The sequence below is a fragment of the Pedobacter suwonensis genome (genome assembly GCF_007833675.1).
In the GTDB taxonomy this organism is placed as follows: domain Bacteria; phylum Bacteroidota; class Bacteroidia; order Sphingobacteriales; family Sphingobacteriaceae; genus Pedobacter; species Pedobacter suwonensis.
Genome location: NZ_CP031708.1, coordinates 4861117 through 4885284 on the forward strand (window position 1 = coordinate 4861117; position 24168 = coordinate 4885284).

Consider the following 24168-nt stretch of genomic DNA (forward strand, 5'->3'; position numbering starts at 1 on the left):
TATTTGATTATAGTAATAGTCTAACCAAATTATTTCGGTTTATGCAACATACATTAGATCATGTAAAACTCAGTACTACAGAAACCTTGCAGACACTGGTAGAGAACAGAACCTCTTATACCTTAGAGCGCTGTGAATTAAATGTTTTCGAAACTTATACCCAATCTTATAAGGTTCCCCTCACTTTTAACGATTTTGTTATTACAAGTATGCTGAGGGGTAAAAAAGTGATGCATCTGTTTGATAAAGAAGGATTTGATTATTTTCCTGGTCAAACCGTTATTGTTCCTCCATCGGTTACCATGGAGATTGATTTTCCGGAAGCCACTAATCAAAATCCTACGCAATGTATTGCCCTTGCTATTGACCAGGAACAGATCCAAAAAACGATTGCTTATTTAAACGAGTTTTTCCCAAAGGAGGGAAGTAACGAAAAATGGTTGCTGAACTATGATGAATACCATTTTTACAACAATGAAGAAATTGCCTACCTCATTAATAAAGTCATCCGGATTTGCGCCGAACGTAGCAAGGAAAAAGATGTGCTGGCCGACTTAACCTTAAAAGAATTGCTGGTGCGCATTATGCAGACTCAAAATCTTAAAACCGTCAGCGATGAAGGTTATAACATCAATCAAAATCCATTGGCCTTTGTACTGAACTATATTAAAACTAACCTGAACGAGAAGATCAGCATCAATAGCTTGAGCGATAAGGCCTGTATGAGCAAGGCCACGTTTTACCGCTTGTTTAAACGCGAGCTGGGCATTAGTCCCAATGATTTTATCCTGGCAGAGAAAATTAATAAAGCCAAGATCTTACTTACCCGGCCTGGTGCAAAAGTGGCTTCGATAAGTTATGAATTGGGTTTTAACGATGCCAATTATTTTATCAGGACATTTAAAAAGATCGTCGGCATCACACCTGGCACTTATCAGGTACAGGTAGCAAAACAGATCATCCACTAATTTTCCAGATACCTTTTAGAATAGGTAATTCCCATTAAATCGTATCGTTTAAACTGCGTTTTTAATCTTTTCTGAAAATCCGGATAATTACGTTTGTCTTTTGGACTCCACAAAATTTCGCTCAGGGCATCTAACCTTGGGAAAAGCTGATATTGTACTTTAGCAGGAGTGGTGATGTATTCGGTCCATAAACAGCCCTGCGCACCCCAAATGTATTTTGCCTGTTCGGCATTTAATTCAGTAGGTATGGGTTCATAATTGTAAACATCAATCAGGGGCGAAAACTTATTTGCAGCCAGGCTATCTTCTTTTACGAACTGCCTGTGGTTAAAATACATGGTATTTTCTGGCGTCATGATGGCTTTATGGTTTTGCCTGGCCGCCTCAATGCCCCCTTTCTCTCCCTGCCAGCTCATCACCACCGCATTTGGTGCCAGGCCTCCCTGTAAAATCTCGTTCCAGCCAATAATGGTTTTACCTTTGCTGTTTACAAATTTCTCCATCCTGCGGATAAAATAACTTTGTAGTTCACTCTCGGTTTTTAAGCCGTTGGCTTTCATGATCTGTTGAGAAACAGCTGATTGTTTCCACCATACTTTAGCAGCTTCATCTCCGCCAATGTGGATATAAGGAGAGGGGAATAAATCCAGCACCTCTGTTAAAACATTTTCTAAAAACTTAAAGGTAGTGTCAGAAGCCTGCAGTACATTGTTGTATTTGTTCATCATGCCCCAGGTTTCGGCTACGGTGTACTTTTTGTTGGATTCAGTTCCCAATTCCGGATAGGCTGCCAGTAAAGCCATGCTGTGTGCCGGCATCTCAATTTCCGGGATAATGGTGATGTAACGTTTAGCCGCATAATCTACCACTTCTTTAATCTGTTCCTGGGTATAAAAGCCACCATGGAGTATGTGGTCAGTTCTAATTACAGCATCTTTTGGCGTAATTTTAATTTCGTTGGGCAGTACCTGATATTTAATATTTTCGTTGCCTTTTCCTGGCCATAAGCCAATAATACTCCCATTGCGCCAGGCACCAATTTCGGTTAGTTTAGGATATTTTTTAATTTCAATCCGCCAGCCATGATCATCGGTTAAATGCCAGTGAAAATAATTCATTTTATGCAGTGCTAAATAATCAATGTACTGTTTTACAAAGGCAACATCAAAAAAATGACGGCTTACATCAAGGTGCATGCCGCGGTAGTCTAAGCGGGGATAGTCGGTTATAGAAACCGCAGGAATTTGAAGCGGAAAGTGTTTTGAAGTTGGCAATAGCTGAATCAAGGTTTGGATACCTTGGAAGATGGCTGTGTCAGAGGTAGCGCCTATAATAATTGATTTATTCGTAACCGTTAAGGTGTATTCTTTCTGGTTAGCAATCTTTTCATTAGTGATCAAATTGATCGCGTTGGTTCGGTTTATATCCGGAATTCTAGTTGTTTTGAGTTTGAATTTATAGTTTAAACTAAGATAGTTTTGTAGGAATTCTATCGATGCCGTGGCAGAAGAATCGTTTGAATACAATACTGTAGTGCTATCTATTTTAAATGGCAGCTCATTCGGATTGGTTTTCAATTGTACAGGCTGTGGAATAATATTAATCTCCTGAGCAGAAACTTTGAACGAAATAAGGACCAGAAATAAAAAGATAATTTTTTTCATGCTGAAAAGGCTAGGTTAAGCTTTTCAAAAGTAGTGATAATAGGAGGGATGTACAGAATAAGTAGAGGAGAATGGATTATTTTGTTACATAAAAGTAATGACGTCATTTCGAGCGAAGTGCAACGCAGTCGAGAAATCTGTCTCGATAGATCTCTCCGTTTCGCTGGGCTTCAGTCGAGATGACGTTTCGAGGTAACTTCGTCACTACTAAACGATTTATTAAGAAAATCCCCGAGCTCGGTGTTTCCGTGGCTGCTATAGGTTGTAGGGTAAAAAATAATCCTGTAAGGTTTTTGAAACCTTACAGGATGGGGCAAAAAAAAATCCCGATAACTTTCGCTATCGGGATTAATATTTCAGTCAAAAAGAACTAGCCTTTTTTAGCTTTGCTTTCTTCGCCTTCTAATTGCGATTTCAATTGAGCCAATACGTCTAAGTCTCCTAAAGTAGATTTCTCTACAGAATCTTTAACTTTTTTAACCGCAGTTACAGCAGCTTTAGCTTCTTTTTTCTTAGCATTTCTTTCTTCTGCTACAGCTTCAGCTTTAACCTCTTCCCAGATACGGGCGTGAGATACTACGATACGTTTTGCTTCTTTGTTGAATTCAATGATTTTGAAGTCATTGGTTTCTTCAGCTTTAACTGAAGTACCGTCTTCTTTAACCATGTGTTTAGTTGGTACGAAACCTTCTACACCATAAGGTAAAGCAATAACAGCACCTTTATCAGTTACTTTAACAACAGTACCCTGGTGAACCGAATCTAAAGTGAAGATCGTTTCGAAAGTATCCCAAGGGTTTTCTTCTAATTGTTTGTGACCTAAGCTTAATTTACGATTATCAACGTCTAATTCTAAAACAACAACGTCTAATACATCACCAACTTTAGTGAATTCGTTAGGGTGGTTTACTTTTTTAGACCATGATAAGTCAGAGATGTGGATTAAACCATCAATACCTTCTTCGATTTCAACAAATACACCGAAGTTAGTCATGTTTTTAACAGTTGCTTTGTGCTTGCTTCCAACAGGGAATTTAGCAGCAACTTCTTGCCATGGATCGTTAGATAATTGTTTAATACCTAAGCTCATTTTGCGCTCGTCTCTGTCTAAAGTTAAAACTTCAGCTTCGATCTCATCACCAACTTTTAAGAACTCTTGTGGGTTTCTTAAGTTTTGTGACCAGCTCATTTCAGAAACGTGGATTAAACCTTCAACACCAGGGATGATTTCTAAGAAAGCACCGTAATCTGCAACAGTTACGATTTTTCCTTTTACTTTAGAACCAACCTGAATGTCAGTGCTTAAATTCTCCCAAGGGTGTGGAGTTAATTGTTTTAAGCCTAAAGCGATACGTTTTTTCTCATCATCGAAATCTAAAACAACTACGTTGATTTTTTCATCTAATGATAATACTTCTTTTGGATGCTCTATGCGGCCCCAAGAAATATCGGTAATGTGAAGTAAACCGTCAACACCACCTAAATCGATGAACACACCGAAATCAGTAATGTTTTTAACAGTACCTTCCAATACCTGACCTTTTTCTAATTTAGAAACGATCTCTACTTTTTGGCTTTCTAAATCGTCTTCAATTAACACTTTATGAGAAACAACTACGTTTTTAAACTCATGGTTAATTTTAACAACTTTAAATTCCATTGTTTTACCCACGTATACATCGTAATCGCGGATAGGTTTAATATCAATTTGAGATCCTGGTAAGAAAGCCTCAACGCCCATGATATCAACAATTAAACCACCTTTAGTACGGCTCTTAACGAAACCGTTGATGATTCTGTCGTTCTCAAGCGCCTCATTGATAGCTTCCCATGATCTTTGGGTTTTTGCTCTTTTGCGGGAAAGGATCAATTGACCGTTAGCATCTTCTGGTGCTTCAACGAAAACGTCAACTGAATCGCCGATTTTTAGATCTGGTGTATCACGGAATTCTGAAGTAGAAACCAAACCGTCTGATTTGAAACCTACGTTTAATACTACATCTTTGTTGTTGATTGAAACAACAATACCGCTGATGATTTCACCTTTAGTGATCTGGTTGAATGTTCCGGCATACATATCTTCAAACTTTTTACGGTCTGCTTCATTGTAATTACCAAAAACTTTTTCATCTGCATCCCAGTCGAAATCTTCGCTTGGTGTTGCTAATGATGATTTGATCGATTCGATCGAAACTGAATCAGCTTCTGATTCAATTGTTTCTTTTTCAGTCAGGCGTCCGCCTTCTCCCTGAAGTTCAGCTGTTTTAGCCGCTAATTCTTTTTCTGCTACTTGTTTTTTAGCCATTAATTAATTGTCTCCTTTTTTCCCTATTTAGGGATTGCAAAGGTAAAAATATTTTAATTAATAGAAAAGATTTTTTTAATAAATCTTGCTGATTTTTAGCTGATTATAATATATCGGTCCGTCATCCTGAATTTATTTCAGGATCTGGGCGAAGAGGCCTATCGCTTTATAGATTGATTTTTTATAATGATTTGAAAATGAGCGTACCGTATTTTATCGGGGGCAGCAGTCCCGCTATCGCTTATAGTCCTCTCCCGATGAAATCGGGATCCGGGCTATTCCGCTTTATCGGGTTTATAAACAAGGGACTGTGTACAAATGACTTTCAAACGTTCTTAAGTAGCGACTTAATAATTTAAGGTGAAAATAAAAAAGCCATCCTGAGGGATAATTTATTGTATAAAATCAATAATGAATAGACAGATTGATAAAGAATGTTAATGGAATCGAAGTCTCGTCATTTCGACCGCAGTGGAGAAATCTTTTAATATAGTTTAAAGATTTATTGCAATTCTAGTTCAAAGATTTCTCCATTTCGCTGCGCTACAGTCGAAATGACGGAGATTTTTTAAATCGGTCATTGATAGCCTTTCGAAGGACGATCGCTTACCCTTCAAAAAGATTCTGAAGCAAATTCAGAATGACGATTTGCTGCTATCTTTTCGTAAAAGTTCCCCTGGTAAAACCTTCTCCAATTAATGTTCTTTCATCCCTGATTAAAAGCATAATGGTGTTCTGCTGATCGTATAATTTAATCATATCGCCATCAATTACATATTTAGAGGTAAACACAGAATCGGTATAGGCATCGGTAACGGTTACTGAATCTTTTGACTTAAAATTGAAAGTTTTATACTGTATATCTTCATTGCTGGCAAAGGTACCTGTTACCACTTTTGCCTGTATAAAAGTGATATAACAGAAATACCCGATTACCAAAATTACAATTACCGAAAAACCGATCAGAAACTTATTGCCACTGGCATATTTAACCGAAAAGTATAATATGGTAATCAGTATTAAGGCAACCACAGCAAAAAAGATAATGTTCGTATAATCCTTTTTTTCCAGAGGTACAGATGCCGTGATGCCTGTTTTTTCAACTTTTGCCTTTACAGGCGAAATCCTGATCAAAAATTCTTTGCTCACCCATCCTTCGCCATTTGTTACTTTAATTTTATAAAAACTGGTGTTAGAAGAATCGATTACGGCAACATTTTCATTTTTAGGCAGGTAACCAACAATTCTACTTTTCGGATCAGCTTGTTGCCTAACCCTCAAATCGTCAACAGTTACACGATACATGTCGGTGTTTGTTGTTTGCGGAGCGGCATCAGGCTGCGCAGCAGTTGTTTGTGGTGTTGTAGGTTTAGCAGCAGGGGCAATTTTTTCAACGAAATCTTTGCTCACCCAGCCCTCGCGGTTTTTAAACTTTACTTTGTAAAATTTGGCATCACTGGCATCTAAAACCGTAATATTTTCATTCTGAGCTATATTTCCAATAATCTTACTTTTAGGATTGCTGCTTTCCCTAACACGCAATTGGTCGGCCTTTACGCGATACAAATCTTGTGCGCTTAAACGATTAGCAAAAAAAGAAAGAGCAATGAGGAGGAAGAAAATTCTAGTCATAAGTATAAGTTTCTGCGAACAGTTTAGTAAGTAATCGCAAACACGCTATAAGCAAACACCGTGCTAAGTGTTTCAAAATTAGAAAATACTTTTAATAGCTAGGGATAAGTTTGAAAAAAGGAATTATCTTTCTTCATAAAGCTTCTTTATGCAGTGTGATGTTTTCTTGGCAATCACATAAGCTAAATTACCAGCTTCCACCAGTGCCACCACCGCTGCTACTGCCACCGCCCCAGCTACTGCCAGAGGAAGATGATGAACTGCTGCCAGATGAAGACGAACCGGACGACGAACCCGATTCAACCAGCATCGCTAAGGTAATCCATTTAATAAACTCTGTTTTTTTACAGAAGCTGCACTCGTTTATGATTTTGGCTTGTCCCTCATGGCTGTAAGTAGCCTTTTTAGTGGTTACCTGTTTGTTGAGCTGGTAGGTACGGAAATAACAATCAGGGCATTCAGTATAACTATTATAAGCTTCCGCAGGCCATGGCTTGATAAGATGTTCCTGATGATCAACACTTTCCCAGATATCATAATCATAGGCTTTTACTATTTCCTCCAGACGCTGGCCTTTTGTTAAAAAAGGTTTACCTTCAATATTAATATCCCTGTCCAAACGCACCATTTCCCGTCCCTTACTATCCAGCACTGCTTTAAACCGATTAATATTCTTTACCTTTTTAAATAAATAGATGATAATGTTGATTAAAATAAGGGGAGAAAAAATGATCAGCCAAAAATTCTTTTTATGAAAGCTGCTTACCGAATTGAAAAAGTTTTTATCGTCATTATGCATTTTTCGTAATGCCGAAATGTGGAAAAGGTACCTGCCGAAAAGTACAAGCGCCAAAATAACATACAAAATAACCGGAATATTTTCTGGCCTTATTTTTTCAACTAAGCTGAAGCCATTAAAAAAGATGAATATAAAAATAGCTACAAAAATAACCATCATAGCCACCGCGCAGCCTTTTCCTATCTTTTCATATTGCTTCCCATCTGATTGAGGTTTATCTTTTAATACCTTTTTTGCCTGCCGGTTTACAATTTTAAATGCACCCCAAAAAAGCAGCAGGATGATCCCGCTAGGTAGTAAGAAGTTTTCAAAATCACTGTTGCTTTTTTTTGGGGTGAACAATTGATTGAGCTCTGATTTGTTTTCAGGATTTAAAATGATTGCTCCAATGGCATTAATGGTATTGGAAATTCCTGTGGCGAAATCATTTTCCCTAAAAGCTGGTAAAAGTTGCTGTTCGGCAATATGTTTGAGCTTTACATCAGGCAGAACACCTTCAACGCCTGTGCCCGTAATAAACCTGTACTTTCGCCGCGTTTTCGAAATAAATAACAATAAACCATTGTTGCTGGTTTTTGAGCCGATTCCCCAGGTATTGAACAATTCGTATGCAAAGTCGAAATCTTCCTGATCATGATCAAAATCATTAACCACCACAACCGCCACCTGCACATTAGTTTCACGCTCAAAATCGGCAATGGTATTGTTGAGCTGGGCTACTGCTCCGGTACCCAAAATGTTATCGGGGTCGCTAACATAGCCACCTCCATTTTTTTTCGGATCGGGAATATCTCTTACCTGATAGGCCGTTTGCGCAAAAACAAAATTGCCTAAAAAAAGGAAAATGAAGAGTGCGAGAGGTTTGATTAAATGTTTATTGAGCATCGTATAAATTTATGGCCTCATCATTTAACAAACAGTTGGCGGTATGGTTTACTCTTTTAAAATTTTTGCCAATACTTTATCCAGTTTTGCTTTATCTTTCATATAAGCCTCCAAATTGTAAAGCTGTACTGTTTTGAATTCTATCGGGTGGCTTTCGCTCTGTAATGAAATATAACCTGATGTTAAGGCTTTACCATCTGTTTTAACTTTTGGGTCGAAATTTGAAACATTACCACCGCCAATTTGAGGTTTGGTATATTCTAAAACCACTTCGCCATCAATAATGTGCTTGATCACAGAATCGCCTAAAACTAAAAATTCTGCGGTCACCCATTGGTCGCCAGCATAAGTTTTGGATTTAGAATCCAAACAGTGTGGTGTAAATAATTTACCATTATAATTAATCAGGGTTCCGGGGGTGCAAACATTGCTGGTGTGGCGTTCATGTTCACCATCTCCACCCAAAATCTGTCCTTCGATAGAAATCGGGAAATCCTGGTCTTTCAACATGGTAGCCGGGTCCTGGCAATGCAACATAGCGCCGCTGTTACGGGTAGCCCAACCTTCGCCACCTTTAGCCTGCTCGCCTACAAAACGATAGGTTACTTTTAAAAGATAGGCTGAAAAAGGCTTTTTATAGAAAATGTGTCCGTATTGCTGGTCAAACTCATTGTAGCCATCATAACTTACTTTCATTACACCGTTCTCTACACGGAAAGTATTCGCATAGTTTTCATTGTAGTCGTGTTTGGCAATTTTAATGTTCCAGTCTTTTAAATCTTTTCCGTTAAAGAGGTTGATCCAGCCTTTTTGGGCATTTGCATTTAAAATAAAGAAGGATAGAAATAATGCAGTAAGGTAAATTGATTTTAATTTCATAGCAACATTTGGTTTTGGTGCTAAAAATATAAATTTTTTCCCGAAGTCAATGTTCACTAGTTGGATAGTTCATAATCGATAACCTGGATTGCATACGGACAAACACCTCTTTATAAGGCTCCGCAACAGTCGAGATGATAAACATCTGTCAGAATCGGTTAATCGTAATGACTAATTAACCAATGACCACCGTACCAATGACTAATTAACCAATAACTAATTAACCAATGACCAATGACCAATAAACTAATATACCAATGAACTAATGTACCAAAAAAGGCTTTACTCTCTCTAGTGCAAAATCCAATTGTTCCTGCTGTGTAAGATCGGTATTATCTAAAATAATGGCATCATCGGCCCTAACCAACGGACTTTCTTTTCGGGTAGTATCGGCATAATCCCTGTGGGCAAGGTTTTCAAAAACTTCTTCTAAAGTCGTTTCGTTATTGCCTTTGCTCTCCAATTCTTTAAACCTGCGTTCGGCCCTGATTTTCGGGTCGGCGGTCATAAAGAATTTTACAGGGGCATTTGGAAAAACGGTGGTGCCGATGTCGCGGCCATCCATTACAATGTTTTTAGATTTCCCCATACGCTGTTGTTGTTTCACCATTTCATGGCGGACAATTTTATGCGCAGAAACCTCACTTACATTTTCTGAAACCGGCATCAAACGGATCTCGTCTGAAACTTCTTCACCGTTAAGGGTGATGTGCGATTCATAATCGCGCGAATGGAAATTGAGTTCGATGTGTTGCAAGGCATCTTCAACCTGGGTATCATTGCTCACATCTATGCTGTTGCGTAAAAAATATAGGGTAACCGCACGGTACATGGCCCCGCTGTCTACATAAATGAAACCTAATTTTTTAGCCAGTGCTTTCGCTAATGTACTTTTTCCGCAAGATGAATAGCCGTCAATAGCTATAACCAAGTTTTTCTTCATTCCGCTACAAAGGTAAAAAAAGCCGATGGGTTTGCTAACTTTTTTTAGATCGATATTCTTTGTATTTTTGCCTGATGTTACCTAACAGAGAAGAAATTTTACGATCAGCCATTTTTAAAACATCGCGTAGCGGGGGTAAAGGCGGACAGAACGTAAACAAGGTTTCGAGTAAGGTAGAACTGGTTTTTAATGTAGAAACATTTGCATATTTTACTGATGAGGAAAAAGCACAGCTTAAAATAAAGCTGCAGAACCGCATGGATAGTGAAGGTCTGCTGCATGTTGTTTCGCAAGAGGATAGGAGCCAGTTGCTCAATAAAGAAAAAACCATCATCAAGCTGATCGATCTGCTTAAAAAAGCATTGATGGTTCAAAAAAAAAGAAAACCAACCAAAATCCCAAAAGGTGTTATCGAAAAAAGGTTAAAAAATAAAGCCTCAACAGCGGAGAAAAAGAGAAACAGGAAAGTGGTTGATTTTTAGTTGTTTGAAAAGATCTGTCATCGTTTGCTTTTTGAGGGTTAAAATGTCAGATAGTAATATCTGACATCACAAAAAAGAATCGTCACCCTGAATTTATTTCAGGGTCTATACGGCGGTTGCTAAAATAATCCAATAGCTATATTGCTATGTTAATATGTCTTTAAATAGCTATCAATGAAGCGGTTATTCTATCCTTTCCCAAATCGATAATATAAGCTTAAACCACCATAATTTTGTGCTTTAGCCACACTTTTAACTTCCTTTGTTTTAAAAATTACGTTAAAATCGGCTGTAAATCTTTTTGAACTATAATTTACACCAAGCTGTTGTTCGAAAACGAATGGCTTTACACCAAATGTTACCGGACTGTCGTTGTTGAAAAGGCTTCCCTGAATGGTTGCATCGTAAGCTACGAAATTGAGCTGCGGTTTTACATAAAAGAAAAATTCAGCATTATTTAAGCTTTTGGTTTTCGAATTTCCAATTACGGCATTATGGTAAGCACTATTGAACAATTGATTGATTTTACCAGCCCTAAAAAGCACTGAAGTACCCAATCCCGAAAAGGTGGTGCCTAAATTGGCATAACCCTGGGCACTGATATCTGCAATTGGATCTTCAGGCCTAAAGAGCAATTTACTGTAATTGGCAGCCAGGTTTGCGGCCAGTTCATTTTTGATCTGGTAATCCCAACCTGCTGGCGTGTAAAAACCAACCGTTTTATGGAGAAAACGTTGTGCATCCTGTGCAAGTGAGTTGGGGCCAACCGTTCCCAATTCTACACTGGTTTTTAAAACACTTTCGTTTTTGTAGAAAACCGAATAGGCACCACCGGCATACAGGTAACCTGCAAAAGGTCTGTCCTGATCTTCTTTTTTCGGTACCTGACCCCAATATGGGGTATACATTTTTTGACCCGCAGAAATTTCGTAGGTCTTCTTTTCGATCTTATCTGATAACTTTTCGGTATTAAGGGCTCTTCTGAAATAAATAAATAAGCCGTTGGTATAATAACGATCATTTAAAGTAGCCAGATAAGCATCATTTTCGGTTTTAAAACCAAATTCGTTTTTAAAAGATTGGGCAAAACCAGTTGATACAGCCAAACAAAAAAATAGTGCAAATAAAAGTGATTTCATAAAAAAGTCCCGATAATTACCGGGACTATAAAAGTATTTATTGTAATTGGATTTTTGATTGTTCTCTGTTAAAAGATTATAAATTAGTTTACAATCGGTGCAATTTTAATACTTAAATCCAAAGGTTTTTTTACCTTGTTTTTAGTCAGTGCCAAATCAATTACTTCGCTCATTTCGGTTACATAATGGAATTTTAAATCCTTGATGTAACTTTCTTTGATTTCTAAAATATCTTTACGGTTGCTCTTGCACAGGATAATTTCTTTAATGTCGGCTCTTTTGGCGGCCAGGATTTTTTCTTTTATACCACCTACCGGAAGCACTTTTCCGCGAAGAGTAATCTCACCCGTCATGGCTAGATGCTGTTTTACCTTACGTTGGGTAAAGGCCGAGGTTAATGCCGTTAACATGGTTATTCCGGCCGATGGACCATCTTTAGGCGTAGCGCCTGCCGGAACGTGTACATGTACATCCCAATTATCAAATAAAGTATAATCAATGCCAAATTCTGCAGCATGTGCACGTAAATAAGCCAGTGCAATCACCGCCGATTCTTTCATTACATCGCCCAGGTTACCTGTTAAGGTTAATTTTCCTTTCCCCGGACTTAAACTCGATTCGATGAATAAGATATCTCCACCAACACTTGTCCATGCTAAACCTGTTACAACTCCGGCTACTTCATTGCCTTCGTACAAATCTTTGTCGTAAATAGGAGCACCTAAAATACGCTCCACATCATCATTGTCCAAATTTACGTTGTAGGTTTCTTCCATGGCAATTTTTGTGGCCACACCACGTACCAGAGAGCCTATTTTTTTCTCTAAACCACGCACACCTGATTCTCTGGTGTAATCTTCAATTACTTTTTCGATCAGGGCAGGTTTAATGGAAATATCTTTGGTCTGCAAACCATGATTTTCTTTCTGTTTTGGCAACAGGTATTTTTTGGCAATCTCTATTTTTTCTTCAATGGTATATCCGTTTACTTCAATAATCTCCATACGATCTAACAACGCAGGCTGAATAGTGCTTAACGAGTTAGCTGTAGCAATAAATAGGATGTTTGATAAGTCATAATCCACTTCTACATAGTGATCGTAAAAGGCATTGTTCTGCTCAGGATCTAAAACTTCCAGCAAAGCTGATGATGGATCTCCACGGTGATCGGTACCAACCTTATCAATCTCATCCAGCACAAAAACCGGATTATCTGCGCCGGCTTTTTTAATGGAAGAAATGATACGTCCCGGCATAGCGCCGATATAAGTTTTGCGGTGGCCGCGGATTTCTGCTTCATCGCGGATACCGCCTAAAGCCATGCGCACATATTTACGGCCTAATGCTTTTGCAATCGATTTTCCCAGTGATGTTTTGCCGACTCCCGGAGGGCCGACCAAACATAAAATAGGCGCTTTCATATTGCGTTTTAGTTTTAGTACAGCCAGGTATTCAATAATACGTTGTTTTACTTTTTCTAAACCGAAATGATCTTTATCTAAAATGCGCTGTGCTCTTTTTAGGTCGAAATTATCTTTTGTAAACTCGTTCCACGGTAAATCCAACAGTAATTCCAGGTAGTTTAACTGTACCGAATAATCTGGCGCAGCAGGATTCATTCTACCTAACTTGTCTATTTCTTTATCAAAATGGTCGGCAACGGCCTGGGTCCATTTTTTCTTTTTAGCCCTTTCCTGTAAAGCGTCAAATTCCAAATCGGCAGCATTACCGCCAAGTTCTTCCTGAATGGTTTTTAGCTGTTGATTTAAAAAATAATCACGTTGCTGTTTGTCTAAATCGGTACGTACTTTTGACTGGATCTGATTTCTCAATTCCAGCATCTGCAATTCCACCATCAAAAGTTCCATTACCTTTTGCGCTCTTTCCTGCAATTTATCCATTTCAAGGATTTTTTGCTTATCGGCCATTTCGGCATTCATGTTTGATGAAATGAAATTGATCAAAAATGAATTGCTCTCAATATTTTTAAGTGCAATGCTGGCTTCGCTCGGGATATTTGGCGAAAGCTGGATGATCTGTGCAGACATCTCCCGTATAGAGGCAATCAAGGCTTTAAACTCTTTATCTGCCTTGTGCTTTTGTTCTACAAACTTTTTAACAACCGCTTTAATGTAAGGTTCGTTCTGCACTTCTTCAATCAAACTGAAGCGTTGTTTACCCTGGATAATTACAGTTGTATTTCCATCAGGCATCTGCAATAGCTTAATGATGTTGGCAACGGTACCAACGGTGTTAAGCTGCTCAAAAGTAGGGTCTTCAATAGAAACATCTTTTTGAGAAACCACCCCAATAATCTTATTTCCTTTATAGGCTTCTTTAATCAACTTAATCGATTTGTCCCTTCCCACTGTAATAGGAATAACTACTCCAGGAAATAGAACGGTATTTCGCAAAGGCAATATCGCCAGGGTTTCCGGCGTTTCTTCATTGTTCATTTCATCTTCGTCCTGTTGAGACATTAATGGAAAAAACTCTGTATCCTCATTTATGATTGGCATTGCTGTTTGGAAATCAAATATATCTTGTTTACTCATTATCACATTTTCCGCTAACGACAAACTGGCAGTTTAATCGTATTTAATTTGTTTAATTTTTGTATTCCCTTCATAAATTCAACTCTTGTGCCAAAATAAAAATAATATTAATGATATGTTAAAAAGGCAGAGTAATATAAATATTTTCGCCCATATCATATAAAGCATTTTTTAGCGTTTAAGCTAATGTTCAGGGCAAGCGGTTTTTAATGAAAGAAAAATTAAAAACTTTTAAATTATCAGAATAGGATTATATTGCAAAAAAATTTCTCCTATAAAATTTGATTTAGGGGTTAGATTTGTTACACTTATTATTCATACATGGACTATTTTAAAAAAGCGATTTTAGGATTAATGATTTTTACATCAACCGCTAGTTTCGCGCAGAGCAATTACGAGAGGAGCATGCAGGCGATGATGAAGGGTGATTACAAAACCGCTGCTATGCAATTAGAAAAAGCTGAAGCTAAAACTCCTGATAATGCTCGTGTACTCCAGATGCTTGGTTATTCTTACTTCCAAAATCACGAATACGAGAAATGTATCGCCACTTACAGCCGATTGCTGAACATCAAGCCTACTGAAGTTTCGGCATATTATTATCGTGGCATAGCGAGGTTAAAAATTGCTAATGATCCTAAAGAATCGTTAAACACGATGCGTGAAAATTTTTATCAGGCATCTTTAAAAGATTTTACAAAAGCAATTGAGATTAACGGAGATGAAGATGCGCAGATGTTTCAGAATCGTGGCTTAGCTTATAAAGATTATGCAATTTTCAGGTCTTTCAAAGCAAAGAAAAAGGAAGAAAAAGCAGCTTGTATTGCTTTATTCAATAACTCTATTGCTGATTTTCAAAAGGTATTAACGCTACAGCCGTTAAGAAAGGATATTATTGATTGGGTAACTTATGATAAGGCGCAGATTGCCAGCCTTAAATAAAAAAAAATCATTGAAATGGAAAAGGGATCTGAATAATATTCGGATCCCTTTTTTTCTATTTCAGTTTTCCGACCACGGAGTATCTTTTATCCTTTAATAGCCTGATTTTCTGGTGCTTTTTGATGCTGTATAAGCTGTCGGGACAATAAGTCAGCGTATCCTGAGATTGATAGAGGATATTTTTATTATCGATAATGATCTCTATTTTACCTGCTTTCTGACCTTTCCAGGTAATGGAAACCTTCTTTATTGGGATTTTTTTATGGTCAGAAGTATAAATATCAATTCCGTTTTCCTGGTTTGTTTCAAAACTTCCTTTCCATGATGTTTTGTTAATATCTGCATTAACAAAAATGGCAAGTTCCTTTGTCCAGTCAGAAATTTTAACGTTTTTGTTTTCAACCGTCCCATCTACGCTTACGGTTTTATTTACAACGGGGTTTAGCTTTTGTAAACGTGAAATTTCTTTCTCAAAATATCCTTTTATATCAAAATATGCCAAATTGGTATTTGCTTCAGCTGCTTTTCGCTGGTTACAGGAAAATAAAGCCAAAGCAAATACGGGGATAAAAAGTTTTTTGATCATTATACTAAAACGTTTCCTGTCATTTCTGCCGGAATATCCACGCCTAATATTTTTAAAATAGTAGGGGCAATATCACCTAATTTGCCGTCTGCAATGGTTTTGTAGTCTTTATCAATTAAAATGCAAGGAACCAGGTTGGTTGTGTGCGCTGTGTTGACAGACCCGTCGGCATTCACCATAAACTCAGAGTTTCCGTGATCAGCTAAAAGAATGAAGGAATAGCCGTTTTCCAAACCTTTGTTCACTACAGTTTCGGCACATTTATCTGCCGTTTCTACTGCTTTTACCACGGCCTCAAAAACACCTGTATGACCTACCATATCTGGATTGGCAAAATTTAAGCAGATAAAATCAGCCCATCCTGTTTCCATTTCCTTAGTAATGGCATCGGTAATGCCTGCAGCACTCATTTCCGGTTGAAGGTCATAAGTTGCAACTTTTGGAGAAGGAATTAAGATGCGTTTCTCATTGGTAAATTCGGCCTCTCTACCGCCAGAGAAGAAGAAAGTAACGTGCGGATATTTTTCGGTTTCGGCAATACGAATCTGGTTTTTATTATTGTTCGCCAGTACTTCCCCGATAGTTTGGGTTAAATCATCTTTGGTGAAGATTACATTTACTTTTTCAAAACTCTCATCGTAAGTTGTCATAGTAACGTAATACAATGGCAGTTTATGCATCTGCTGCTCCGGGAAATCTTTCTGAGTCAAGGCTGTTGTAATCTCACGCCCCCTGTCAGTACGGAAATTGAAACAGATGACCACATCATCATTCTGAATAGTGGCTACCGGAGCAGCATTATCCTGCGTTAATACAATTGGTTTTAAAAATTCATCTGTAATACCATCCGCATATGATTTTTTGATTGCAGCTAAAGCATCCTCGGTTTTTTCACCTATTCCATTAACCATTACATCATAAGCTTGCTTTACACGTTCCCAACGGTTATCACGGTCCATGGCATAATACCGGCCAACCATAGTTGCCAGTTTAGTATTGGAATTTTGTAAGTGGTTTTCCAGGTCGGTAATAAAACCCAAACCGGAGTTTGGATCCGTATCACGGCCATCCAAAAAAGCGTGGACAAAAGAATTTGGAACATTTGCTTCATTTGCGGCATCGCATAAAGCTTTTAAATGTTCAATGTGTGCATGTACTCCACCATTTGAAACCAGACCGATAAAATGAACTGCTTTATTATGCTGTTTGGCATAATCAAAGGCACTTACTAAAACCGGGTTGTTGTGCAATTCCCTGTCGGTTATAGCTTTATTAATTCTTCCAAGCTCCTGATAAACTACCCTTCCAGCACCCAGGTTCATGTGTCCGACTTCTGAGTTGCCCATTTGGCCTGCAGGTAAGCCTACTGCTTCGCCAGATGCCTCAAGCCTAGAATTTGGGTACTTCTGTAATAACGAATCGAAAAAAGGAGTGTTGGCAGCATATGCGGCGTCAGAATTATCTTGTTTTCCATAGCCCCAGCCATCTAGAATTATAAGCGCGAGTTTTTTATCGTTTACCATTTTTATTGTAAAATTTATTGATCTTTGTCAAAACATTTTCATGTATAACATGTTTAGTGTTTTGTTTACATGGCAAATATAACTTTATTGAAGCGTATCCAAATGAAGAAATCCTTTTTTTGATATGCTAATGGCATAATTTTAGCTATAGGGTTCTGTATAAAATACAGAAATGATCCGGAGCTTATTTTTATTCATAATTAGTTTATCGTCGTTTATATCATCCAAATGCCTTTCAGGCCGATATAATCGATGATTTATCGTCGTATTTTAAGGCTGGCAACTCAAAGGAAATCGCTAAAGATTTTGCCTCAACTATCGAACTGATCATTATTGATGAAGAAGATGTATACTCTAAAGCACAGGGTGAACAGATTTTGAGAGATTTTTTTATTAAACATCCACCAATAAAAACAAGTATTTTTCATAAAATCAATACCAATCCAAATTATCGTTTTGGTGTAATCATGTTGAGCACTGCAAAAGAAACTTTCAGGGTTTCGATCACCATGAAAAAATTCAACACCAGTTTTTCTATTACCGAGTTACGGATAGAGCCTGCGAAGGATTAATGAAGTTGCAATTTGTGTAATTGAGCTTCTCTAGTCAGAAACCAAATTAGGCTTAACGATTCAGATTAACCCTTAGGGAATTGTCTGCTAATAAATAATTATTATTTTTGCGGCATTAAAATCTATATTTTGGATAATCAACTGATACAGCAATTCATCAAAAATGCACTTACTGAAGATGTGGGTGACGGAGATCATACTTCACTTTCTACAATCCCGAAAGGAACACAGGGGAAAGCCAGACTCATCATCAAAGAAGATGGGATTTTAGCTGGAATTGAATTGGCCATTGAAATATTTAAGGAGGTTGATCCCGGTTTGGAAGTTGATGTATTACTACAAGATGGTGCTGCGGTTAAATTCGGAGATATAGCCCTAACCGTTGCCGGAAGTACACATTCTATTCTAATTGCCGAACGACTGGTGTTAAACTGCATGCAACGCATGAGCGGCATTGCTACTAAAACACATCGCATTGTCTCACTGTTGAAGACAACCAAAACCAGGATTTTAGATACCCGTAAAACTACCCCTGGTTTGCGCTATTTAGAGAAATGGGCGGTAAGGATTGGTGGAGGGGTAAATCACCGCATAGGTTTATATGATATGATCCTGATTAAGGATAACCATGTAGATTATGCAGGAGGGATTTCAAATGCCATTACAGCTGCTCAGCGATATATTGCAGATCAAAATAAATCACTTCAGATCGAAATCGAGGTGCGGAACCTGGAAGAGTTAAGGCAGGTTCTTGCTGTAGGTGGTGTGGACCGGATTATGCTTGATAATTTCAGTTTTGAAGACTTAAAAGCCGCAGTGGAACTAATTGACGGGAAATTTATTACCGAGGCTTCCGGAGGGATTACTGAGGAAAACGTTGCAGTATATGCAGCTTGTGGAGTAGATTTTATTTCGATGGGTGCGCTTACACATTCTGTGAAAAGCCTGGATATGAGTTTAAAAGCATACTAAATTGATTTGCTCTAAAATTAAAAGCTTATTTTTTGTAACATTGTAGGCTATGGTTACGGTTTATTCTCTCAGCGCGTTAATAATTGCTTACCTTTTCGGATCTATCCCAACGGCTGTATGGCTAGGTCAGGCCTTTTATGGTGTTGACGTTAGGGAATATGGAAGTGGTAATGCTGGCGCAACCAATACCTTTAGGGTGTTAGGCAAAAAAGCCGGAATTGCCGTAATGATCATTGATATTGCAAAGGGCTATACTGCAACCAATTTAGCCTATCTCATTGGCATGTCGGTAACAGGCCCCCAAAATTCAGTTGTTTTTGTTAACTACCAGCTCGCCTTGGGGGTAACTGCAGTAATGGGGCATTTGTTTCCTGTTTTCGCTGGCTTTAGGGGAGGAAAAGGAGTGGCTACACTTTTTGGAATGGTTTTAGCAGTTAACTTCGAAGCATCTATGCTTTGCGTTCTGGTTTTTGTGGTGGTACTGCTGTTAACTAAATACGTTTCATTAAGTTCCATTTGTGCGGGATTTACCTTTCCGTTAAGTGTGGTTTTCCTGTTTCAGGTTTCCATTAAATCTGAAGTGCTTTATGGTATGGTGGTTTGTATTTTAATTTTGGTTACGCACCAGAAAAATCTCGAAAGATTGCTGAAAGGCAAAGAATCAAAAGTGTATTTGTTTAGAAAGAAAACGAATTAACCAACAAAAGACATTTCTGTAAAACTTATTTATAGGCTTGCTGTTTAATCAACGGCTTTTGCTTATCAGTTTTACGAATCATTTAAAAAAAATCGCATTTATGAAAAAAATATTTTTAGCAGCAAGCGTTGCTGGGATCTTATTATTTAACTCATGTTCTACTGTTCCTTTAACGGGTCGTAGTCGATTTGATCTGGTAAGTAACGACCAGGTTTTGCCAATGGCATTCCAGGCTTATAATACTTTTTTAACGGAAAATAAATCAGCCGTTTTACCGGCGTCAAATGCTCAGGCTTTGAAAGTTAAAACCGTTGGAAACAAGTTAATTACTGCAGTAAAGTCATATATGAACAGCAATAACTATGGTAATCTGATTGCTGATTATCAATGGGAAGTTAATGTAGTGCAGAACAATGAAAAAAATGCCTGGTGTATGCCTGGTGGTAAGATTGTGGTTTACACAGGTATTTTACCCATTACACAGGACGATGCTGGTTTAGCGACAGTTATGGGACACGAGATCGCCCATGCCATTGCAGGTCACTCAGCAGAACGGATGTCGCAAGAAATGGTAGCGCAGGGCATAGGTGCTGCTGCAGGTGTGGCGCTTTCTAAAAATCCGAAAACCCAATCTATTTTTAATACATTGTATGGTGTAGGTACACCTGTTGCGATGTTGAAATTTAGCCGCAACCAGGAATTGGAGGCCGATCGTTTAGGTTTAATTTTTATGGCCATGGCCGGATACAATCCGCAAAATGCTACTGCTTTCTGGAATAGGATGTCAGACGCGTCAGCAGGATCACAAAGGCCACCAGAATTTTTAAGCACCCACCCAAGTGATGCAACCCGTATAGCACAGATCCAAAAATATTTGCCTGAAGCGAAACAGTATTATAAGAGGTAGGGTAGAGGGCACGAAGGTTGAAAGTTTAGTCTAAAGCAAAATATCTGGTCTTAGCGTCTCGCTAAGGCCTTTTTTGTTTCAAAAAAATATCAATTGCGTCCCGGATGACAGACTCTTTTTAAGAATATTCATTAAGTCTTAGCAGGACGCTAAAACTGGGGGATGTTAATGGCCTCCTAATACCTGCAAAATTGCACTGGCTTTGAGTAAACACTCTTCATACTCTTTTTCGGCATCTGATTCATAAGTGATCGCTCCTCCCACCTGAAATGATAAGTATTGATTATTACTATTGTATAAGATGCTTCTAATCACCACATTAAAATCGAAATCGCCATCAGGTGTTATATATCCAAATGAGCCAGAATAAACACCTCTTTTGCTTAATTCATATTCTTCAATCAATTCCATGGCTTTAACTTTTGGGGCACCTGTCATAGAACCCATTGGAAAAGTGTTTTTAATGGCATCGATAAAGTGGATATCAGGATTTAATTCGCAGCTCACGGTCGAAATCATTTGATGAACCTGTGTGAAACTGTAGATGCCAAATAATTCATCAACGTTAACAGATCCCTTCACTGCAGATTTAGTGAGGTCATGGCGTACCAGATCTACAATCATTACATTTTCTGCCTGTTCTTTAATGCTGTTTCGGAGCTGCAATTTTACAGCTTTATCTTTTTCCGGATCCGAACTTCTTTTTGCTGTGCCCTTGATGGGTTGTGAAATGAGTCTCGATCCGCGTTTGCACAAAAATCTTTCTGGTGTGGCAGATAAAATATATTGGTCGTAAATCTTGAAATAGCCTGCAAATGGTGTGGGCGAAATCTGGTTTAATGCCTCAAAAGTATGAATGGGGCCTATTTCGGCATTTTCTGCAAAAAATTCCTGGCAGAAATTGACTTCATAAATATCCCCTCTATGGATGTGGTTCCTTAAAGCCTCAACTTTAGCTATGTATTGATCTTTAGATAATCTATGTGAGATCTGTATCGCTCTAAGTTGTTTTTTATTTTCAAAGGATAAAGATTCGATATCATCTAAAACAGACTCATTACCAATAAGAACTTCAGCTTTACCATCCTTAAAAGCGATTAGGTATTTTGGAACAAAAAAATATAAATTCGGGAAGTTTAAACTGTCGGGATTATTAGATTGAAGATCTTCTATTTCGTTTTTTAAATCGTAGCTGAAATAGCCGAAAACCCATTGTTTGTGCTTAGCATTAAAAGTTTTTAACTGATCAAAACCATTGCCTGTCGAGCAGTTTAGTTCTTCATGTACATTTGCAGCGATAATGAAATCGTACGCGCAGTAAGCATCTTTATAATCGTTTGAATCTAAAAAGCAACAAACTCCAAACTGGTTGGCCCAGTGTAGCGCTTTTCGTTTAAAATCAGATATGTTTTGAATGGTTTTCAAGCTGCCGCAAAGGTAAAAATCACAGCGATAATTGTAAGAAATTAATTTTTATCTTTTGATTAGGGTTTCTTAATTAGGAATATCGTCATTTCGAGGGGAGGGCAACGCAGTCGGGAACCACGAAGTGCTCAGCGAAGCTAAATCTGTTTAGATAGATCTCTCCCCGCCTTTACGGGCAGGCACTTTGCTTTGCTACGGTCTAGAGAAGATTTTTTATAATGAATAACTAATAAACAAAAAAGCAATCCGCTATGGATTGCCTTTCTTTAATTGATCGTCACCCTGGATTTATTTCAGGGGCTATTAGTGTTAATAGATTAAATGGATGCTGAAATAATTCAGCATGACGAATCTTATATTTTAACGTAATTCTAAAGTCTGTGCCCTATCTGGTCCTACAGAAAGGAATTTGATCGGCACCTCCAATTCTTTTTCTAAGAATGCAATATATTCAGTCAGTTTAGCCGGAATTTCATCTACAGAGGTGATTTTGGTTACATCAGTAGCCCAACCATCAATGGCTTTCAATACTGGTTTTGGTTCAATAGAAATGATATCATAAGGCATGTAATCGATGGTTTCGCCATTATATTCGTAATGAGTACAGGCATAAATGGTATCGAAGGTATCTAAAACATCAGCTTTCATCATAATTAATTCGGTTACACCGTTTAACATGATGGCATACTTTAAGGCAGGAAGATCAATCCAGCCACAACGACGGGCACGACCTGTAGTTGCGCCAAATTCGTGACCTAATGCGCGCAGGTTTTCACCAACCTCATTATCTAATTCGGTAGGGAACGGGCCGCCACCAACACGAGTACAATATGCTTTGAAGATACCATAAACAGCACCTACTTTATTAGGGGCAATACCTAAACCGGTACAAGCACCTGCTGTTGTAGTGTTGCTTGATGTTACGAAAGGATACGAGCCGAAATCAACGTCTAACAACGTTCCTTGTGCACCTTCTGCTAAAACCGCTTTTCCTTCTTTCAGGAAACCATTTACATAATGTTCGCTATCTACATGAGGAATGGTTTTTAGGAATTCGATGGCCTCAAAAAACGATGCTTCTTTCTCCGCTAATTCATATTCAAAACCTTCATAATGAGAAAGGATTTCGGTATGTTTTTCTACCAGTTTAGCATAACGCTCTTTGAAATCAGGTAGTGTAGTATCGCCGACACGTAAACCGTTACGGCCGGTTTTATCCATATACGTTGGGCCAATACCTTTTAAGGTTGATCCAATTTTATTTTTACCCATGCGTGCTTCGTTAGCTGCATCCAATAATTGGTGGGTAGGTAAAATTAAGTGTGCTTTGCGGGCAATCACTAATTTGCCATCGGCAATTGGGTCATGACCAGCTTTTTTTAAATTATCTAACTCTCTTTTTAGGATAATAGGGTCGATTACTACACCATTTCCAATAAGATTCATGGTTTTTTCGTTAAAAATTCCTGAGGGAATGGTATTTAAAACGAATTTTTTGCCATCAAACTCTAAAGTATGTCCGGCATTTGGGCCACCCTGAAAACGGGCGATAAGATCATATTTTGGACTGAGTACATCAACGATTTTTCCCTTTCCTTCATCACCCCATTGCAGGCCGAGAAGTACATCTACTTGCGTCATTATTTAATAAATTAAGCTGGTTTTATTTGTATTTTGATTTAATTTTGTTCGATTTTTTCGGCTGTTGCTGCACTTTCATTTACTTTCCTGGCCATGCTACAATCAGAGCAGAAACCATAAAGATTTAGCGAATGGTGTTTCACGTCGAATTTTAACAGATCACCCACCATGGTTTGGATCTGGTGGATGCGGGGATCACAGAATTCTACTACTTTACCACACTCGATACAGATCACGTGATCATGCTGGCGGTAACCATATGATTTTTCGAATTGCGCCATGTTTTTACCAAACTGGTGTTTGGTAACCAAGTCGCAGGAAACCAATAATTCCAACGTATTATAAACCGTGGCACGACTAACGCGGTACTTTTGGTTTTTCATGTGGATATACAGGGTTTCTACATCAAAGTGGTCGTTTCTTGAATATATTTCTTCCAATATAGCGAAGCGCTCTGGTGTTTTACGTAGATTTTTGTTCTCTAAATAAGCCTCAAAAATCTTGCGGACGAGCTCATTTGTTTTTTGTTCAGACATAGTTTTTAAACTCCATTCAAAGGTAGTTAATTAGTTTGATTGTTCGAGGCTTAGATTGTTTAAATGTTGTCAAAGTCGGAGTTCTGAGGTCTGGATCCGGAAGTTGAAATCGCAAA

The 24168-nt window shown here is 38.1% G+C and carries 20 protein-coding genes; 7 read left to right on the top strand and 13 right to left on the bottom strand.

The window, feature by feature from the left end:
* Positions 1 to 41: 41 nt before the first annotated feature.
* Positions 42 to 968 (top strand): AraC family transcriptional regulator, encoded by a 927-nt coding sequence (locus tag DV942_RS20015; RefSeq protein ID WP_145860474.1) that lies wholly within the window; start codon positions 42 to 44, stop codon positions 966 to 968.
* On the opposite strand, the gene DV942_RS20020 is transcribed toward DV942_RS20015, so the two are convergent.
* The 6 genes from DV942_RS20020 to cmk all read right to left on the bottom strand — a co-directional run bounded on the left by DV942_RS20020 (position 965) and on the right by cmk (position 10075).
* Complete coding sequence (locus tag DV942_RS20020; protein ID WP_145860477.1) at positions 965 to 2632, bottom strand: beta-N-acetylhexosaminidase; 1668 nt, start codon at positions 2630 to 2632, stop codon at positions 965 to 967. The two genes, DV942_RS20015 and DV942_RS20020, sit on opposite strands and share 4 nt — an antisense overlap.
* A 370-nt stretch (positions 2633 to 3002) precedes the next feature.
* A complete protein-coding gene (gene rpsA, locus DV942_RS20025) occupies positions 3003 to 4937 on the bottom strand; it encodes a 30S ribosomal protein S1 (protein ID WP_134204825.1) in 1935 nt (644 codons plus the stop codon).
* Between the two features lie 654 nt (positions 4938 to 5591).
* A complete protein-coding gene (locus DV942_RS20030) occupies positions 5592 to 6569 on the bottom strand; it encodes an SH3 domain-containing protein (protein ID WP_145860478.1) in 978 nt (325 codons plus the stop codon).
* A 187-nt stretch (positions 6570 to 6756) separates the two neighbouring features.
* Positions 6757 to 8253, bottom strand: coding sequence for a TPM domain-containing protein (locus tag DV942_RS20035; protein WP_145860481.1), 1497 nt, complete (start codon positions 8251 to 8253; stop codon positions 6757 to 6759).
* Positions 8254 to 8301: 48 nt separating this feature from the next.
* Positions 8302 to 9132 (bottom strand): 3-keto-disaccharide hydrolase, encoded by an 831-nt coding sequence (locus DV942_RS20040; protein WP_090985269.1) that lies wholly within the window; start codon positions 9130 to 9132, stop codon positions 8302 to 8304.
* A 262-nt stretch (positions 9133 to 9394) separates the two neighbouring features.
* Positions 9395 to 10075, bottom strand: a complete 681-nt coding sequence (gene cmk / locus DV942_RS20045; protein ID WP_134204827.1) for a (d)CMP kinase — start codon at positions 10073 to 10075, stop codon at positions 9395 to 9397.
* Between the two features lie 74 nt (positions 10076 to 10149).
* On the opposite strand from cmk, the gene arfB reads away from it, so the two are divergent.
* Positions 10150 to 10557, top strand: coding sequence for an alternative ribosome rescue aminoacyl-tRNA hydrolase ArfB (gene arfB, locus DV942_RS20050; protein WP_145860483.1), 408 nt, complete (start codon positions 10150 to 10152; stop codon positions 10555 to 10557).
* A 188-nt stretch (positions 10558 to 10745) separates the two neighbouring features.
* Here arfB and DV942_RS20055 read toward each other — a convergent pair whose 3' ends face one another.
* Positions 10746 to 11696, bottom strand: a complete 951-nt coding sequence (locus DV942_RS20055; RefSeq protein ID WP_145860485.1) for a lipid A deacylase LpxR family protein — start codon at positions 11694 to 11696, stop codon at positions 10746 to 10748.
* A gap of 83 nt (positions 11697 to 11779) precedes the next feature.
* Positions 11780 to 14251, bottom strand: coding sequence for an endopeptidase La (gene lon / locus DV942_RS20060; RefSeq protein ID WP_090985260.1), 2472 nt, complete (start codon positions 14249 to 14251; stop codon positions 11780 to 11782).
* A gap of 321 nt (positions 14252 to 14572) precedes the next feature.
* Between lon and DV942_RS20065 the strand changes: the two genes are divergently transcribed.
* Positions 14573 to 15193, top strand: a complete 621-nt coding sequence (locus tag DV942_RS20065) for a tetratricopeptide repeat protein (RefSeq protein ID WP_090985258.1) — start codon at positions 14573 to 14575, stop codon at positions 15191 to 15193.
* Between the two features lie 55 nt (positions 15194 to 15248).
* Here the strand turns inward: DV942_RS20065 and DV942_RS20070 are convergent, their stop codons facing one another.
* Positions 15249 to 15779 (bottom strand): hypothetical protein, encoded by a 531-nt coding sequence (locus tag DV942_RS20070; protein WP_090985257.1) that lies wholly within the window; start codon positions 15777 to 15779, stop codon positions 15249 to 15251.
* Positions 15779 to 17302 (bottom strand): 2,3-bisphosphoglycerate-independent phosphoglycerate mutase, encoded by a 1524-nt coding sequence (gpmI, locus tag DV942_RS20075; RefSeq protein WP_090985256.1) that lies wholly within the window; start codon positions 17300 to 17302, stop codon positions 15779 to 15781. Before gpmI ends, DV942_RS20070 begins: the two co-directional genes overlap by 1 nt.
* 293 nt (positions 17303 to 17595) lie before the next feature.
* On the opposite strand from gpmI, the gene DV942_RS20080 reads away from it, so the two are divergent.
* The 4 genes from DV942_RS20080 to DV942_RS20095 all read left to right on the top strand — a co-directional run bounded on the left by DV942_RS20080 (position 17596) and on the right by DV942_RS20095 (position 20450).
* On the top strand, positions 17596 to 17874 hold the full coding sequence (locus DV942_RS20080; RefSeq protein ID WP_244950895.1) for a DUF4783 domain-containing protein: 279 nt from the start codon (positions 17596 to 17598) through the stop codon (positions 17872 to 17874).
* Positions 17875 to 18003: 129 nt separating this feature from the next.
* The gene (gene nadC / locus DV942_RS20085) at positions 18004 to 18846 is read left to right on the top strand and encodes a carboxylating nicotinate-nucleotide diphosphorylase (RefSeq protein WP_145860489.1); all 843 of its coding nucleotides are present in this window, start codon (positions 18004 to 18006) and stop codon (positions 18844 to 18846) included.
* 49 nt (positions 18847 to 18895) lie between these two features.
* Positions 18896 to 19543: a glycerol-3-phosphate 1-O-acyltransferase PlsY gene (plsY, locus tag DV942_RS20090; RefSeq protein ID WP_090985250.1), complete on the top strand. Its 648-nt coding sequence runs from the start codon at positions 18896 to 18898 to the stop codon at positions 19541 to 19543.
* Between the two features lie 100 nt (positions 19544 to 19643).
* A complete protein-coding gene (locus DV942_RS20095) occupies positions 19644 to 20450 on the top strand; it encodes a M48 family metallopeptidase (protein ID WP_145860492.1) in 807 nt (268 codons plus the stop codon).
* 165 nt (positions 20451 to 20615) lie between these two features.
* On the opposite strand, the gene DV942_RS20100 is transcribed toward DV942_RS20095, so the two are convergent.
* From DV942_RS20100 to DV942_RS20110, 3 genes are all read right to left on the bottom strand, one after another.
* Positions 20616 to 21875, bottom strand: a complete 1260-nt coding sequence (locus DV942_RS20100; RefSeq protein WP_145860494.1) for an anthranilate synthase component I family protein — start codon at positions 21873 to 21875, stop codon at positions 20616 to 20618.
* 360 nt (positions 21876 to 22235) lie between these two features.
* On the bottom strand, positions 22236 to 23516 hold the full coding sequence (locus DV942_RS20105) for an adenylosuccinate synthase (protein ID WP_090985245.1): 1281 nt from the start codon (positions 23514 to 23516) through the stop codon (positions 22236 to 22238).
* A gap of 38 nt (positions 23517 to 23554) precedes the next feature.
* On the bottom strand, positions 23555 to 24052 hold the full coding sequence (locus tag DV942_RS20110; protein ID WP_145860497.1) for a Fur family transcriptional regulator: 498 nt from the start codon (positions 24050 to 24052) through the stop codon (positions 23555 to 23557).
* Between the last annotated feature and the right edge of the window lie 116 nt (positions 24053 to 24168).

What these genes read in the sequence shown, in the direction of transcription:
- DV942_RS20020 (WP_145860477.1), bottom strand. Translation starts at nt 2,632, where the DNA reads ATGAAAAAAATTATCTTTTTATTTCTGGTCCTTATTTCGTTCAAAGTT.
- DV942_RS20105 (WP_090985245.1), bottom strand. Translation starts at nt 23,516, where the DNA reads ATGACGCAAGTAGATGTACTTCTCGGCCTGCAATGGGGTGATGAAGGA.
- DV942_RS20040 (WP_090985269.1), bottom strand. Translation starts at nt 9,132, where the DNA reads ATGAAATTAAAATCAATTTACCTTACTGCATTATTTCTATCCTTCTTT.
- cmk (WP_134204827.1), bottom strand. Translation starts at nt 10,075, where the DNA reads ATGAAGAAAAACTTGGTTATAGCTATTGACGGCTATTCATCTTGCGGA.
- DV942_RS20110 (WP_145860497.1), bottom strand. Translation starts at nt 24,052, where the DNA reads ATGTCTGAACAAAAAACAAATGAGCTCGTCCGCAAGATTTTTGAGGCT.
- rpsA (WP_134204825.1), bottom strand. Translation starts at nt 4,937, where the DNA reads ATGGCTAAAAAACAAGTAGCAGAAAAAGAATTAGCGGCTAAAACAGCT.
- plsY (WP_090985250.1), top strand. Translation starts at nt 18,896, where the DNA reads ATGGTTACGGTTTATTCTCTCAGCGCGTTAATAATTGCTTACCTTTTC.
- DV942_RS20030 (WP_145860478.1), bottom strand. Translation starts at nt 6,569, where the DNA reads ATGACTAGAATTTTCTTCCTCCTCATTGCTCTTTCTTTTTTTGCTAAT.
- DV942_RS20035 (WP_145860481.1), bottom strand. Translation starts at nt 8,253, where the DNA reads ATGCTCAATAAACATTTAATCAAACCTCTCGCACTCTTCATTTTCCTT.
- DV942_RS20055 (WP_145860485.1), bottom strand. Translation starts at nt 11,696, where the DNA reads ATGAAATCACTTTTATTTGCACTATTTTTTTGTTTGGCTGTATCAACT.
- DV942_RS20070 (WP_090985257.1), bottom strand. Translation starts at nt 15,779, where the DNA reads ATGATCAAAAAACTTTTTATCCCCGTATTTGCTTTGGCTTTATTTTCC.
- gpmI (WP_090985256.1), bottom strand. Translation starts at nt 17,302, where the DNA reads ATGGTAAACGATAAAAAACTCGCGCTTATAATTCTAGATGGCTGGGGC.
- arfB (WP_145860483.1), top strand. Translation starts at nt 10,150, where the DNA reads ATGTTACCTAACAGAGAAGAAATTTTACGATCAGCCATTTTTAAAACA.
- DV942_RS20095 (WP_145860492.1), top strand. Translation starts at nt 19,644, where the DNA reads ATGAAAAAAATATTTTTAGCAGCAAGCGTTGCTGGGATCTTATTATTT.
- DV942_RS20015 (WP_145860474.1), top strand. Translation starts at nt 42, where the DNA reads ATGCAACATACATTAGATCATGTAAAACTCAGTACTACAGAAACCTTG.
- DV942_RS20065 (WP_090985258.1), top strand. Translation starts at nt 14,573, where the DNA reads ATGGACTATTTTAAAAAAGCGATTTTAGGATTAATGATTTTTACATCA.
- lon (WP_090985260.1), bottom strand. Translation starts at nt 14,251, where the DNA reads ATGAGTAAACAAGATATATTTGATTTCCAAACAGCAATGCCAATCATA.